Here is a 13,333-nt window from a genome sequence, read left to right as displayed (position 1 = left end):
TCCGTGGTGGCGGGTCGGTGGTGGCGAACCTGTGGAGGAGCGTCCGCACCGGGCGCCGGTCGCCTCTCGGCGCGCGGCACGCCCCGTGGGGCGGCGAAAGGGTGGGACCCGGGGACACGGATCGCCCGGCGCGGACGCTTCCTCCAACAGCCCCGCACCGGGATCTGTTCCCGCTGCGGGTGGTGTCCGGACCGAGCGCTGGTCGCCTCGCGGCGCGTGGCACGACACGGCTCCAGCCGGACGGTATTCCGTGAAGGCACTTCATTTGTGAGACCCGGGGACACAGGTCGCCCGGCCCGGACAGCCGGTACAACGGGCGAGCCCCGCGGATGATTCCCGAGTGGGTGAACGGGATCCGGACGGATCCGTGACGCGCCGGAGTCGCCACCGGCAGCGGCGTGATCCCCGTCCGTGGTCGCACGCCCGCACGGATGCGGCTCTGCAACCGCACAGGGTGATCAAGGAAATCGCGCCGCCGGCCTCCGCGCGCCGGCCGGCGCCGGGCCGCGTGCACCGGCATGTCGTCCGACAGCGGTGTTCGTAGACGCGGACGGCTCAGAGCGCCGCGAGCACGCCGTCCGTGTAGGCGGGCCAGGCCTCCACCGCCCACGGGCCGAAGTCGCGGTCGGTGAGCACCACGCACGCCGCGCCCGCGTCCGGGTCGACCCAGAGGAACGTGCCGGACTGGCCGAAGTGGCCGAAGGTGCGCGGCGAGCTGCCCTCGCCCGTCCAGTGCGGGCTCTTGCCGTCGCGGATCTCGAAGCCCAGGCCCCAGTCGTTCGGGCGCTGCCGCCCGTAGCCGGGCAGGATCCCGTCGAGGCCGGGGAACGCGACGGTGGTGGCCTCGGTGAGCGTCTCGGGGTGCACGAGCGTGGGGCTCTGCAGCTCGCCGGCGAACCGGGCGAGGTCGGCGACGGTCGAGACGCCGTCGGCGGCGGGGGAGCCATCGAGGGTCGTGGCCGCCATGCCAAGCGGGGCGAGCACGGCCTCGTGCAGGTAGCGCGGGAACGGCATGCCCGCGGCCTCGGCGATCGTCTCGCCGAGCACCTCGAAGCCGACGTTGGAGTAGATCCGGCGCGTTCCCGGCGCCGCCTGCACCGCGCCGTCGGAGAACGACAGGCCCGAGGTGTGCGCGGCGAGGTGGCGGACGGTGGCGCCCTCGGGCCCGGCGGGTGTGTCCCACTCGACGGCGCCCTCCTCCACCGCGACGAGCACCGCGTACGCGGCGAGCGGCTTGGTCACCGAGGCCAGCCGGAACGGGCGCTCGGTCTCGCCCGCGCCGGCGCGCACCCCCTCCGGCCCGACGACCGCGGCCGCGGCGTGCCCCACCGGCCAGTCGAGCACCGCACCGACGGCGGCCTGCAGCTCAGGCATCGCCGTACACCGGGATCACGGCGCCGCTGACCGGCGCGGCGTCGGGGCCGCAGAGGAACGCGATGACCTTCGCGATGGCGGCGGGCGCCACGGCCCGCTCGGCCATCTGCGCGGACATCCAACCGCGGTTGGCGGGCGTGTCGATCGTGGAGGGCAGCACGGCGTTGACGCGGATGCGGTCGCCGCGCAGCTCCTCGGCCAGCAGTGCCGTGAGCCGGAGGACCGCGGCCTTGCTGGTGGCGTGCGCGACCGGGGCGGCGCCGCTCACCGCCGTGCGCGCCCCGACCGTGACGATCGCGCCGCCGCCGCGGGCCGCGAGGAGGGGCGCCGCGGCCTGCGCCGCCCACAGCGTGGAGCTGAAGTTGGCGCGCCACAGGGCCTCGAGCTGCTCCTCGTCGACCTCGGCGAGCGAGCCCGGCGTGAACCCGCCGGCCAGCTCCACCAGCGCGTCCGGCGTCACCGCCAGCGCATCGACCTCGGCGAACGCCACCTGCACGGCGTGGCGCGAGGCGAGGTCCACGGGGACTGCGTCCACCCCGTCCTGCGCGGCGAGGGCGTCCAGCCGCTCCCCGGGCCTGCCCAGCGCCACCACCGGCCGGCCTGCGGCGCGGAACTCCGCGACCACCGCCTGCCCGAGGGCGCCCGCGGCACCCGTCACGATCACTGCGTCCACGAGGCCATCCTGCCCCGTGGGTGAGATGCTCGCGCAGTGACCGGGGTCCGGGTGGCGCGGGCGTTCGTCGGGACGTCGGGGTGGCGCTACCCGCCGTGGCGCGGCACGTTCTACCCCGCAGGGCTCGCCCAGCGCCGCGAGCTCGAGCACCTGTCGCGGCGGGTGACCAGCATCGAGATCAACGGCTCGTTCTACTCGTTGCAGCGGCCGGAGAGCTACCGGGCGTGGGTGGAGCAGGCACCCGAGGGGTTCGTGTTCGCCGTCAAGGGCGGGCGGTTCATCACCCACCTCAAGCAGCTGCGCGACGTCGCGACACCGTTGGCCAACTTCTTCGCCTCCGGCGTGCTGGCGCTGGGGCCCGCGCTCGGGCCGGTGCTGTGGCAGCTCCCGCCGCGCATGCGCTTCGACCCGGAGCGGCTCGACGCCTTCCTGCGCATGCTGCCCCGCAGCACCGCCGCCGCGGCGGCGCTCGCGGCGGGGCACGACGAGCGCCTCGACGGGCGCGCGCACCTGGAGACCGACGCGGACCGGCCCCTGCGCCATGCGCTGGAGGTGCGGCACCCGTCGTTCTGCCGGCCGGAGCTCGTGGAGCTGCTGCGGGCGCACGACGTGGCGCTCGTCGTGGCGGACACCGCGGGCACGTGGCCGCACCTCGAGGACGTCACCTCCGACTTCGTCTACGTCCGGCTGCACGGCGACACCGAGCTCTACACCAGCGGCTACACGGCCGAGGCGCTGGACGTCTGGGCGGCGAAGGTGCGGGCATGGCGGGCGGGGGAGGCGCCGACCGGCGAGCTCACGGTGGCGCCCGCGGCGCCCCGGGCCCCGTCCGGGCGTGATGTGTTCGTCTACTTCGACAACGACGCGAAGGTGCACGCGCCGTTCGACGCGATCGCGCTCGCGGAGCGGCTGTCCGCGTGACGCCCCGGCCGATCGGGTACGAGGGCGTGGTGCAGCCAGAGCGGACCACCGACGAGCCGACCATCGACCAGGAGCGCGCGCGGCCGGCCGACGAGCGCCACGAGGAGCACGCCGCCCGGGTGTCCGAGCTCGCCCGGCGCCACGGGCTGACCGTGGCGGCCGCCGAGTCGCTGACCGGCGGCAACATCGCGGTCGCACTGGCGGCGGCGGAGGCGGCGGGCGAGTGGTTCCGCGGCTCGCTCGTGGCCTACTCCAGCGACGTGAAGCACGAGGTGCTCGACGTGCCCGACGGGCCCGTCGTGTGCGCGGAGGCGGCCGAGGCGATGGCGCGCGGGGTGCGGCGGCTGCTCGGGGCGGACGTGGCCGTCGGCGTCACCGGGGCCGGCGGGCCCGATCCCCAGGACGGCCAGGACCCCGGCACCGTCTTCGTCGCCGTGGACGACGGGGTGCGCCCGCACGTGCGGCGGTTCGACCTGCGCGGGGACCCGCAGGAGGTACTGGTGGCGGCGGCCGGGGAGACGCTCGCGCTGCTGGTGCAGCGCCTGGAGGACCGGGACTGAGGATCAGGACGCGGCGAGCTGCGCGGCCGCGGCGCGGTGGGCGAGGAGCATCCGCCTGCCCAGCACCATCAGGACACCCGCGGCCAGCATCGTCACCGCGCCGACCAGCCACGCCACCGGGAACGACCCGTGCGCGGCGATGAACCCGAACGCGATCGGGCCGACGAAACCGCCGCCGTACACGCCGGTCTGCACGATCGACGTGGCCGCCGCGGGGGCCGACGGGTGCAGTCGCACCACGGCGAACTGCAGCAGGCCGGGCCATGACCAGCCGAGGCCGAACCCGAGGACGGTGCCGATCACGAGCGCGGGGGTGCCGGGCACCGCCAGCAGCGCCAGCCCGATCGCGCCGAGGACGAGGCTGCCCGCGACCACGGCGATGTGCCCGCCCGCGCGCCGGTCGGCCAGCCAGCCGTTGAGCAGCCGCAGGGTCAGCCCCACGACGCTGCCCATCGTCAGGGTGAGGCCGGCGAGCCCGGGGCTGATGCCGCGGTCCACCGCCGCTGCCACGAGGAAGATCCCGAGGGCGTTGGCCGCCGCCGCGCCGAGGCCGGCGGCGATCCCGATCACGCTGAGCGCGCCCGTGGCCCGCTCGCCGGGCGTCGCGGTGCTGCGCACGCGGGTGCTCCCGCCCCGCGGGGTGAGCGGCAGCGCGGCGAGGGCCAGGCAGGCGGCGATGACGTAGGCCCAGCGCCAGCCGACCGTGAGCGCGATCCCGGGCACCGCCACGCCGGAGAGCAGGGTCGCGATCGGGATCGCCGCCTGCTTGAGCCCGAAGGACAGGCCCAGCCGTGTGGCCGGCACGTGCTGCGCGAGCGTCAGGTTGGAGGCGAGCTGGCCGAGCACGTTGCACCAGGCGCAGCACAGCAGCAGGGTGACCAGCGCCGCGTACGAGGTGGCGAACGCGGCGATCGCGCCGAGTGCCACGGCGACCCCGACCACGGCGATGCGGCTGGTCGCCGACGCACCGAACCGTTCGACGAGCCACCCGCACGGCAGTGACGCCAGCGCGCTGATCCCGAAGTAGAAGGCGACGACGAGGCCGAGGCCCGCCGGGTCGAAGCCCAGCTCGGCGGAGATCTGCACGGTGAGGGCGCCGGTCAGGAACACCGGCAGCACGGAGGCGGTCGTGACGGACACGGCGCCGATCGCCACCCGTCGCGCGCCTGCCATGTGAGCAATGCTAAGCGCCGTGGCGCACCCGCCGGTGTGAGTCCGGACGCCTCAGCCGCGGATGCGGGATGCCTCGCCCGACCACTCCTTCTCGCGCAGCTCGAACTTCTGCACCTTGCCGGTGGAGGTCTTCGGCAGCTGCGCCACCAGCTCGACGGTCTTGGGTGCCTTGTAGCGGGCGATGCGGGTCCGCACGTGCTCGATCAGCTCGTCCGGGGTCGCGCTCTGCCCCTCGGCGAGGACGACGAACGCCTTGGGCCGCTCGCCCCACTGCTCGTCGGGGACGCCGATGACGGCCGCCTCGAGCACGGCCGGGTGGGACACGACCGCCTGCTCCACCTCGATCGTCGAGATGTTCTCCCCGCCGGAGACGATCACGTCCTTCGCGCGGTCGCGCAGCTCGATGTAACCGTCCGGGTGCAGCACGCCCAGGTCCCCGGAGTGGAACCAGCCACCGGCGAAGGCCTTCTCGGTGGCGGCCGGGTCGTCGAAGTAGCCGAGCATGACGTTGTTGCCGCGCATCACGACCTCGCCCATCGTGACGCCGTCGGCCGGCACGTCGTTCATCCGCTCGTCCACCACGCGCACGCGGTCGGCGCACACCATCCCGACGCCCTGGCGGGCCTGCCGCGCGGCGCGCTCGTCGGGCGTGAGGGCGTCCCAGTCGCGCTGGTACTGGTTCACCGAGTACGGGCCGTAGGTCTCGGTGAGCCCGTAGACGTGCACGATCCGGAAGCCCATCCGCTCCGCGTGCCCGATGGTGGTCGGGCTGGGCGGGGCGCCGGCCGTGGTGATCGTGATCGGCTGCTCCAGCTGCGCCGCCTCGGGCGCCCGCAGGATCGTCGTGACGACCGTCGGCGCGCCGTTCAGGTGCGTGACCCCGTGCTCGCGGATCAGCCCCCAGACGACGTCGCCGCGCACCTCCCGCAGGCAGACGTGGGTGCCGCCGACCGCGGTGATCGCCCACGGCGTGCACCAGCCGTTGCAGTGGAACATCGGCAGCGTCCAGAGGTAGACGCTGTCGAAGGTGTGCCCCGAGTGCACGATCTCGCCGAACGAGTTCAGGTACGCCCCGCGGTGGGAGTACTGCACGCCCTTGGGCCTGCCGGTGGTGCCGGAGGTGTAGTTGAGCGAGATGCAGCTCGTCTCGTCGGCGACCTCCCAGGCCAGCGGCTCGTCGCTGCCGCGGGCGAGCAGGTCGGCGTAGGTCACCCCGCTCCCGGTGCCGTCGCCGGGCTGCGCCGGGTCGACGACCGTGACGATCTCCTCGACGGTCTTCAGCTCGCCGGCCAGCGGCGCCACGGTCGGGTACAGCGCCGCGTCGACGACCAGCAGCTTCGCCCCCGAGTGGTCGAGGATGTAGCGGACCTCCTCCGTGGCGAGGCGGGTGTTGATCGCCACGAGCACCGCGCCCGCGAGCGGCACGGCGAAGTGCGCCACCAGCATCTCGGGCACGTTGGGCAGCAGGTACGCCACGCGGTCGCCGGGCCCGACGCCCGAGCCGCGCAGGGCGTGCGCCACCCGCGTGGTCTCGGCGGCGAGCTCGGTGTAGCTGACGCGGCGGTCGCCGTACACGATCGCGGTGCGGTCGCCGAACACGTCGGCGGAGCGGCCGAGGAACGTCAGCGGGGTGAGCGGGGTGTCCCAGACGGCGGTCATGTGGTCCTCCTCGGCAGGTCTGCCCGCGATCATTCGCCGAGGCCGGGGGGAAGTGCAACGCGTCCGAGGCGGGGGGTCCGGTGCCGGTCAGCCGCGGAGAAGCCGCAGAACCCGTCAATAGCGGACGCGGACGTTCCCGATCGCCGTTCCGCCGCGGACGACGACATGCGGATCTCCGCGCTCGAACTGCTTCTCCGTCCTGTCGATGACGGTCCCCAGCTTCGCGTGGGCCCCTTCAAGTTCCACCGAGGCGCCCTTCGGCAGCCGGATGTCGAGGTTGCCGACGCCCAGCTCCACGTCGATCGTCACCGTCGGTGCGGTGAACCGCGCCGCGCGGCAGTCGAGGTGGGCGTTGCCGAACCGGGACCGGACGACGATCCGCGCCGGCACGGTCCACTGGCCGTGCCGCCGCAGGTCACCGGCGATGTTGGTGAGCTCGACGACGTCCCGTGCCTGTGCGAGCTCCGCCCCGGGCAGGTCGACGAGCAGCATGTTCAGATCGCGGCGGGTCCGGGCCGCCGACGCGGTGTCCGACCGCTCGGCGTACTCGTCGACCGTGAGCCTGCCCTCGCGGAAGTGCCCGCTCAGCAGCTCGACGACGTGCTCCCGCTCGGCGTGTGACACCCGCAGGTCCGGCGCAGCTGACTGATCATCCACGAGCGATGACGCTACGCCGCGCGGAGCAGCGGACATCAGGGATCGTCCCGGAGCGGACCCCGAGATCTGCGATCATTCCTCCACGAGGCTGATGGCCGCCCGTGGGCAGGCGGCGACGGCCTGCTCCATCTTCGGGCGCAGCTCCTCCGGTGGGTTCTCGTCGAGGATGTAGAGGAAGTCGTCCTCCCGCACCTCGAACACCTCGGGGGCGATGCCCATGCAGACGGCGTTGGACTCACACAGATCGAAGTCGACGACGACCTTCATGGGCCCCATGGTGCCCCTCGCGCGCAGCGACCGGTACTCAGGCGACCCTCACCAGCCGCGCGTGGACCCGACTTCCCCGCGGTCGCGTCCGTCAGGGCCGACGGGTGGAACCCCGCCCTCGGCCGCGACTGCCGCGGCCGTGGTGAGCAGTTCGCGGCGTTCGGCCGGGCCGACGTAGCGCCCCTCGACCATCACCGCGTGGATCCGCGTCGTGTTGCGGATGTCGTCGAGCGGGTCGGCGTCCAGGACGACCAGGTCCGCGATCCTCCCGGGCTGGATCGTGCCCGACCGGTCCTCGCAGCCGAGGAACCGCGCGGGTTCGAGGGTCGCGGTCTGGAGGGCGCGCATCGGGCTCAGTCCCGCGCCGACCAGCAGTTCGAGCTCCTCGTGCAGGGCGAACCCGGGCAGGGTGCCGGGAGTGCCGTTGTCCGTGCCGGCCAACAGGCGCACGCCCGCCTCGTCCATCGCTGCCACGGCCGCTCGGCGGTGGTCGAACAGGACCCGCCGCCGGGCCTCGACCTCGGGACTGCGCCCGCCGTCGTGGAAGACCTCCCGCTGCAGGAACGACCAGGCCTCGGGCGTGTCGGGCGGCAGGTAGCGCAGCAGCGGATCATCGGTGCGCACGAAGTCGGGGAGATCGATGGCCGCGTGCATGACGAGGGTCGGGCAGAAGGCGACGTCGGCGGCGACGATGCGGTCGAAGAGCGCGGTGGCCGCCGGCCGGCTGTAGTCGCCGACCGCGTCCCACTCCACCTGGCCGACCTGTGTGAACCAGCTCCCGAAGTAGAAGTCGGGGCCCAGGGCGATGCGCGCCAGCGCGGCTTCCCACCGCTCCGGGTCGCTCGACGTGGCCGGCCCGAGGCCGAAGAGGTGCTCGAACGAGCGCTGGCCGCGCTCGATCTGCTCGGCCAGCGGAAAGTTGTCCGATCGGTGGCCTGCCACGGGGATGTCGCGGCGGTACGCCTCGTCCAGCACCGCGAGGTAGGGCTCGCGCTCCAGGCGGGAGTAGACCTTGACGAAGTCCGCGCCGCCGTCGACGGCCTCGGCGACGGCGCGGCGGGCCTGCGCCGGCGTGGTGGCGACGAGGACCGGATGGTCGATGCCGAGCTCGGCGCCGGGGATGTCGGACCACAGGGCGGGCGCACCGTCCACCAGTGGGCTGCCGATGATCGAGCGAGGCCCCAGCAGCTCGCCCGCGTCCCGGCGGCGGCGCCACTCGTGCAGCTGGGGCCTGCCCCACATCTCGCGCACCGTGGTGTTGCCGTTCGCGACGTACAGCGCGGGGGCGAGCCGCTCGTCGTCGACATCCGCTCCGCCGCTGTGGACGTGCATGTCCACCAAGCCGGGGATCAGGTACTTCCCCGTCAGGTCCAGGACGGCCGCCGACCGGGGGACGGGCACCTCGGCGGAAGGGCCGATCGTCGTGATCGTCGCGCCGTCGACCAGCAAGGTCTGGTCGGGACGGGCAGGTGCACCGGTCGCGTCGACGACGGTGACGTGCGTGAGGGCGTGGACGAGGTCTGCTCTGGTCACCTGTACAACGTATGGCGCACGCGCCCGGCCATTCGCCGACGGCAGTGCGCTTTCTGAGAAGAGCACTACAACGCGCTCTAGCTACCGGAGGCTTGACCGCCGGAGGCGCAGCAGCGCACTAGTACGATGCGACCGTGCCACCAGATCAGCGCGGGCGTCCGTTCGAGCGCATCGCCGGGGCCCTGCGGGAACGGATCGCCTCCGGGGAGCTGCGGCCGGGTGACCGCGTGCCCTCGACCCGGCAGCTGGTCCGCGACTGGGGGGTCGCCATGGCGACCGCGAGCCGGGCGCTCGCGGTCCTGCGCGACGAGGGACTCGTCGTCACGCGCCCGGGAGCCGGCACCGTGGTGCGCGTCCCCGAGCGGCCGCCGGGACGACGCGTCCGATCCGCCGACCACGGGTTGAGCAGGGCCCAGATCGTCGCGGCCGCGCTCGCCCGTGCCGACGCGGACGGGCTGGAGGCGGTGACCATGCGCAGCATCGCCGGGGAGCTCGGCGTGACGCCGATGTCGCTCTACCACCACGTCGCCGGTCGGGAAGAGCTCGAGTACCTCATGATCCGGACGGTGTTCCGGGCCCATCCGCTCCCGGGCCCGGGACTCGCCGGGTGGCGGTCCCGGCTCGAGAGCGTGTACCGGCTGCAGTGGCGGCTCTACCGCCGGCATCCGTGGCTCGCAGAGCTCCTCTCGGTGACCAGACCGCCCTTGGTTCCCGAGGCGATGGTGCACGGCGAGTGGACGTTGCAGGCGTTGGACGAGCTCGGCCTCCCGCCTGCCGAGCGGACCCGGGCCGCGCTCGCGCTGCCCGCGCTCGTGCGCGGCCTGGCCCTCGGCGCCGCCGGCGAACTGCGCGCCGAACGCGAGACGCGGATGCGCAACGCGCAGTGGTGGTCGGTGGTCGACGCCGAAGCGACGGCGCTGGTGGAATCCGGGCGCCTTCCGCGACTCGCGGCGGTGGGCCAGGCTGCGGTCGTCGACGTCGACGGCGTGTTCGACCACGCCCTGACCGCCTATCTCGACGGCATCGCACAGCGTCACCCGCGTTCTCGGACGACCCCCACCAGCCGCGCGTAGGCCACGACGTTGTCGCTGTAGTGCCCGCTGCGGGTGTCGAAGGCGCCCCCGCAGGTGATCAGCCGGAGCTCGGGGCCGCCGGTGTCGCCGTAGACGCGCTCGGTGGGGAACTCCGACTTCGCGTACCGGTCCACCCGGTAGGTGCCGAACACGGCCCGGGACCCGTCGGCCCGCGGCACGCTGACCTCGTCGCCGGGCGCCAGTTCGGCGAGGCGGTGGAACACGCCGGGAACGCCCGCGTAGTCGACGTGTCCGGCGATCACCGCAGGCCCGCGGGCGCCGGGCGTGGGGCCGAGGGTGAACCATCCGGCGCTCGCCGCGTCCGGGGGCACCTCGAGCTCGCCGTCCCCGGCGATGCCGAGGGCGAGCAGCGACTCGACGCGCACCCCGATCGCGGGCACCGCGATCCCGACGGGCGCGGACGGCGCGAGCGCCGCGTCCGGTGCGGGCGGCGGCACGCTCGCGACCGGCGCGGCCGGGGTGGCCGAGGTGGCGGCCGAGGTCGCGGCGCGACCGACCGGGCCCGGCACGGGCGGCGCTGCGCACGCCGTGACCAGCGCGAGGAGCACGGCGGCGAGCCCGGCTCGCCGGAGCGTGCGGGTCACGGCCGGGGGACCCCGCCGGTGGCCACACCACCCTGCGGGAACACCGCCACCTGGCGGCCCTCGGTGCCGAAGTGCCGCTCGCAGGCGATGCCGTCGTCGTCGGCGTCGAGCCGCTCGCGGTCGCCCGCACCTCGCGCCAGCGCGGCCTGCGCCGCCGCCTGGGTGGCGAAGTCGGGGCAGTCGCGGTCGCCGTCCCCGTCGTCCTCCGCCGGGGTGGCCGGTGTGGTGGCCGGTGCGTCCTCGTCCGCGTCCTCGTCGACGCCCGCGTCGTCCGCGTCGCCGCGGCGGGGCAGCGACTCGCAGGCCACGCCGTCGCCGGCGCCGTCCGGGCCACCGTCGAGCCGGTGCGGGTCGGACCGGTCCTCCTCGAGGACGGCCTGGGCCTCCTCCTGGTGGTCGAAGTCGGAGCAGTCGAGGTCTTCGGCGGCCAGGGCGGTGCCGGCCATGGCGACGACGAGGGCGGCGGTGAGCGTGGCGGCGAACACGGCCGCACGGCGACGCCGGGGTGCGGAGACGGGAGCCATGAGAGCGGGGTCCTCTCGAGGTGGAGCGGGGGAGCGGCCGCCGTCGGGGGAGCGCCGGCCTGCACGGGGATGTCTCCACCGGACCACGAGGTGTTACCGAGCCGTCACGAATTGCGCCATCCGGCCCTGTCCCCGTCCCGACGAACGGCACTCTCGTCGGTACCTCACCGACGAGAGTGCCGTTCGTCAGGTGGATCAGCTGCGGCGCAGCACCGGGCGTAGCGCGTCCAACACCGTCGCGTCGTCGATCGTGCTGGGCACCGGCTCGTCCACTCCGTCTGCGATGCCGCGCATCGTCTTGCGCAGGATCTTGCCCGAGCGGGTCTTCGGCAGGGCCGGGACGACAGCCACGTCCTTGAGGCTCGCCACCGCGCCGACCTGGTCGCGCACCAGCTGCACGAGCTCGGCGCGCAACTGCTCCTCGTCCCGCTCGACGCCCGCCTTCAGCACGACGAACCCGCGGGGGACCTGCCCCTTCATCACGTCGGCCACGCCGATCACCGCGCACTCAGCGACGTCCGGGTGCGAGGCGAGGACCTCCTCCATGCCGCCGGTCGAGAGCCGGTGGCCGGCCACGTTGATCACGTCGTCGGTGCGGCCCATGACGTAGACGTAGCCGTCGGAGTCGATCCGGCCGCCGTCGCCGGTGAGGTAGTAGCCGTCGAACGCGGCCAGGTAGGACTGCACGAACCGCTCGTCGTCGTTCCACAGCGTGGGCAGCGAGCCCGGCGGCATCGGCAGCTTGACGACGATCGCGCCGTCGGTGCCCGGCTCGACCGGCTTCCCCGAGGTGTCGAGCACCTGCACGTCCCAGCCGGGCAGCGGCTTCGTCGGGGAGCCGGGCTTGGTCGGGAGCAGCTCGATGCCCGCCGGGTTGGCCACGATCGGCCAGCCCGTCTCGGTCTGCCACCAGTGGTCGATCACGGGGATGCCGAGCAGGTCGGCGGCCCACCGGTAGGTCTCCGGGTCCAGCCGCTCACCGGCGAGGAACAGGTAGCGCAGCCCGGAGAGGTCGTACTGCTGTGCGTACTCGCCGTGCGGGTCCTCCTTCTTGATCGCGCGGAAGGCGGTGGGGGCGGTGAAGAGGCTCTTGACGCCGTGCTCGGCGACCACGCGCCAGAACTGCCCGGCGTCCGGCGTGCCGACCGGCTTGCCCTCGTAGAGCACGGTGGTGGCCCCGGCGAGCAGCGGCGCGTAGACGATGTAGGAGTGGCCGACGACCCACCCGACGTCGGACGCGGTGAAGATCGTCTCGCCGGTGTCGACGTCGTAGACGTTCGGCATGGACCAGCGCAGCGCGACCGCGTGGCCCCCGCTGTCGCGCACCACGCCCTTCGGCTTCCCGGTCGTGCCGGAGGTGTAGAGGACGTAGAGCGGGTCGGTCGACCGCACCGGCACGCAGTCCGCGGGGGTGGCCGACGCCATCGCCGCCGCCCAGTCGACGTCGTCCGGACCCAGCGCGGCCTCGGCCTGCGGGCGCTGCAGGATCACGCGTTTCGCGGGCTTGTGGGTCGCCTGCTCGATCGCCGCGTCCAGCAGCGGCTTGTACTCGATCACCCGCTTGCCCTCGATGCCGCACGACGCCGAGACGACGACGGTGGGCGCGGCGTCGTCGATCCGGACCGCGAGCTCCTTCGGCGCGAACCCGCCGAAGACCACCGAGTGCACGGCGCCGATCCGCGCGCACGCGAGCATCGCGATCGCGGCCTCCGGCACCATCGGCAGGTAGATCACCACGCGGTCGCCGCGGCCCACGCCGAGACCGGCGAGCACGCCTGCGAACCGCGCCACCTCGTCGCGCAGCTGCTCGTAGGTGTAGGTGCGCTGCGTGCCGGTGACCGGGGAGTCGTAGACCAGCGCGGCCTGGCCGCCCCGGCCCGCGTCCACGTGCCGGTCCAGGGCGTTGTGGCAGACGTTCAGCTCCCCGTCGGGGAACCACCGGTAGAACGGCGGCCGCGACGCGTCGAGCGCGCGGGTGGGCGCGACGTGCCAGTCGATCGCCTGCGCCGCCCCGAGCCAGAAGCCCTCCGGGTCCTCCGTGCTGGCGCGGAAGACGTCCTCGTACCCACCCATCCGCTGGCCTCCTCGCCCTCGTGCCTGCCCGGTCCCGCCGGGCTCCCGCGGTGACAGTAAGCCGTGTGCGCAGCGGAGTGCAGGCCCGCGGGCGGGGCTCGCGTCACCCACCTGCCCGAGTGGTCGGCCGTCCCTCCATCGGGAGCCGCGGCCCGCTCAGACATAGCGCAACGTAGCGTCACCACCCGTTCGGCCGACTACCCGACGAGTGCCCGCCTCGTTCCACAGTGCGTAGCGAATC

The 13,333-nt window shown here is 74.0% G+C and carries 13 protein-coding genes; 3 read left to right on the top strand and 10 right to left on the bottom strand.

Translation table 11 applies throughout. The features are described 5' to 3' along the window. Positions 1 to 555: 555 nt before the first annotated feature. Positions 556 to 1,374: a serine hydrolase domain-containing protein gene (locus FB558_RS32130; protein WP_142060007.1), complete on the bottom strand. Its 819-nt coding sequence runs from the start codon at positions 1,372 to 1,374 to the stop codon at positions 556 to 558. Then, positions 1,367 to 2,047 carry an SDR family NAD(P)-dependent oxidoreductase gene (locus FB558_RS32125; RefSeq protein ID WP_246106907.1) on the bottom strand — a complete coding sequence of 227 codons (681 nt, stop codon included), beginning with the start codon at positions 2,045 to 2,047 and terminating at the stop codon, positions 1,367 to 1,369. Before FB558_RS32125 ends, FB558_RS32130 begins: the two co-directional genes overlap by 8 nt. A gap of 36 nt (positions 2,048 to 2,083) precedes the next feature. On the opposite strand from FB558_RS32125, the gene FB558_RS32120 reads away from it, so the two are divergent. Then, positions 2,084 to 2,968, top strand: a complete 885-nt coding sequence (locus FB558_RS32120) for a DUF72 domain-containing protein (protein ID WP_142060005.1) — start codon at positions 2,084 to 2,086, stop codon at positions 2,966 to 2,968. Continuing rightward, positions 2,965 to 3,528 carry a CinA family protein gene (locus tag FB558_RS32115; RefSeq protein WP_246106906.1) on the top strand — a complete coding sequence of 188 codons (564 nt, stop codon included), beginning with the start codon at positions 2,965 to 2,967 and terminating at the stop codon, positions 3,526 to 3,528. The genes FB558_RS32120 and FB558_RS32115 overlap by 4 nt, the downstream gene beginning before the upstream one ends. A gap of 3 nt (positions 3,529 to 3,531) precedes the next feature. On the opposite strand, the gene FB558_RS32110 is transcribed toward FB558_RS32115, so the two are convergent. From FB558_RS32110 to FB558_RS32090, 5 genes are all read right to left on the bottom strand, one after another. Next, positions 3,532 to 4,701: an MFS transporter gene (locus FB558_RS32110; RefSeq protein WP_142060003.1), complete on the bottom strand. Its 1,170-nt coding sequence runs from the start codon at positions 4,699 to 4,701 to the stop codon at positions 3,532 to 3,534. Positions 4,702 to 4,752: 51 nt separating this feature from the next. Beyond that, complete coding sequence (locus FB558_RS32105; RefSeq protein WP_142060001.1) at positions 4,753 to 6,360, bottom strand: long-chain-fatty-acid--CoA ligase; 1,608 nt, start codon at positions 6,358 to 6,360, stop codon at positions 4,753 to 4,755. 114 nt (positions 6,361 to 6,474) lie between these two features. Further along, entirely contained in the window at positions 6,475 to 7,017 is a 543-nt protein-coding gene (locus FB558_RS32100) for a DUF1707 SHOCT-like domain-containing protein (RefSeq protein ID WP_246106905.1), read from the bottom strand. Between the two features lie 72 nt (positions 7,018 to 7,089). After that, positions 7,090 to 7,284 carry a ferredoxin gene (locus FB558_RS32095; protein WP_142059998.1) on the bottom strand — a complete coding sequence of 65 codons (195 nt, stop codon included), beginning with the start codon at positions 7,282 to 7,284 and terminating at the stop codon, positions 7,090 to 7,092. 48 nt (positions 7,285 to 7,332) lie between these two features. Then, on the bottom strand, positions 7,333 to 8,817 hold the full coding sequence (locus FB558_RS32090) for an amidohydrolase family protein (RefSeq protein ID WP_142059996.1): 1,485 nt from the start codon (positions 8,815 to 8,817) through the stop codon (positions 7,333 to 7,335). A 134-nt stretch (positions 8,818 to 8,951) separates the two neighbouring features. Here FB558_RS32090 and FB558_RS32085 point away from each other — a divergent pair, with 134 nt between their 5' ends. Continuing rightward, on the top strand, positions 8,952 to 9,890 hold the full coding sequence (locus FB558_RS32085; RefSeq protein WP_142059994.1) for a GntR family transcriptional regulator: 939 nt from the start codon (positions 8,952 to 8,954) through the stop codon (positions 9,888 to 9,890). Here the strand turns inward: FB558_RS32085 and FB558_RS32080 are convergent. From FB558_RS32080 to FB558_RS32070, 3 genes are all read right to left on the bottom strand, one after another. Continuing rightward, positions 9,851 to 10,495, bottom strand: a complete 645-nt coding sequence (locus FB558_RS32080) for a class F sortase (protein ID WP_142059992.1) — start codon at positions 10,493 to 10,495, stop codon at positions 9,851 to 9,853. The two genes, FB558_RS32085 and FB558_RS32080, sit on opposite strands and share 40 nt — an antisense overlap. Continuing rightward, positions 10,492 to 11,019: an excalibur calcium-binding domain-containing protein gene (locus tag FB558_RS44135; protein WP_211367000.1), complete on the bottom strand. Its 528-nt coding sequence runs from the start codon at positions 11,017 to 11,019 to the stop codon at positions 10,492 to 10,494. Before FB558_RS44135 ends, FB558_RS32080 begins: the two co-directional genes overlap by 4 nt. Before the next feature lie 195 nt (positions 11,020 to 11,214). Beyond that, positions 11,215 to 13,092: a propionyl-CoA synthetase gene (locus FB558_RS32070; RefSeq protein WP_142059990.1), complete on the bottom strand. Its 1,878-nt coding sequence runs from the start codon at positions 13,090 to 13,092 to the stop codon at positions 11,215 to 11,217. Positions 13,093 to 13,333: the final 241 nt, after the last annotated feature.

Source organism: Pseudonocardia kunmingensis (assembly GCF_006716445.1).
Lineage (GTDB): Bacteria > Actinomycetota > Actinomycetes > Mycobacteriales > Pseudonocardiaceae > Pseudonocardia > Pseudonocardia kunmingensis.
This window is presented reverse-complemented; position numbering and strand designations above follow the sequence as displayed.

Coding starts and splice junctions, on each gene's coding strand:
- FB558_RS32095 (WP_142059998.1), bottom strand. CDS start 7,284: ATGAAGGTCGTCGTCGACTTCGATCTGTGTGAGTCCAACGCCGTCTGC.
- FB558_RS32070 (WP_142059990.1), bottom strand. CDS start 13,092: ATGGGTGGGTACGAGGACGTCTTCCGCGCCAGCACGGAGGACCCGGAG.
- FB558_RS44135 (WP_211367000.1), bottom strand. CDS start 11,019: ATGGCTCCCGTCTCCGCACCCCGGCGTCGCCGTGCGGCCGTGTTCGCC.
- FB558_RS32130 (WP_142060007.1), bottom strand. CDS start 1,374: ATGCCTGAGCTGCAGGCCGCCGTCGGTGCGGTGCTCGACTGGCCGGTG.
- FB558_RS32110 (WP_142060003.1), bottom strand. CDS start 4,701: ATGGCAGGCGCGCGACGGGTGGCGATCGGCGCCGTGTCCGTCACGACC.
- FB558_RS32105 (WP_142060001.1), bottom strand. CDS start 6,360: ATGACCGCCGTCTGGGACACCCCGCTCACCCCGCTGACGTTCCTCGGC.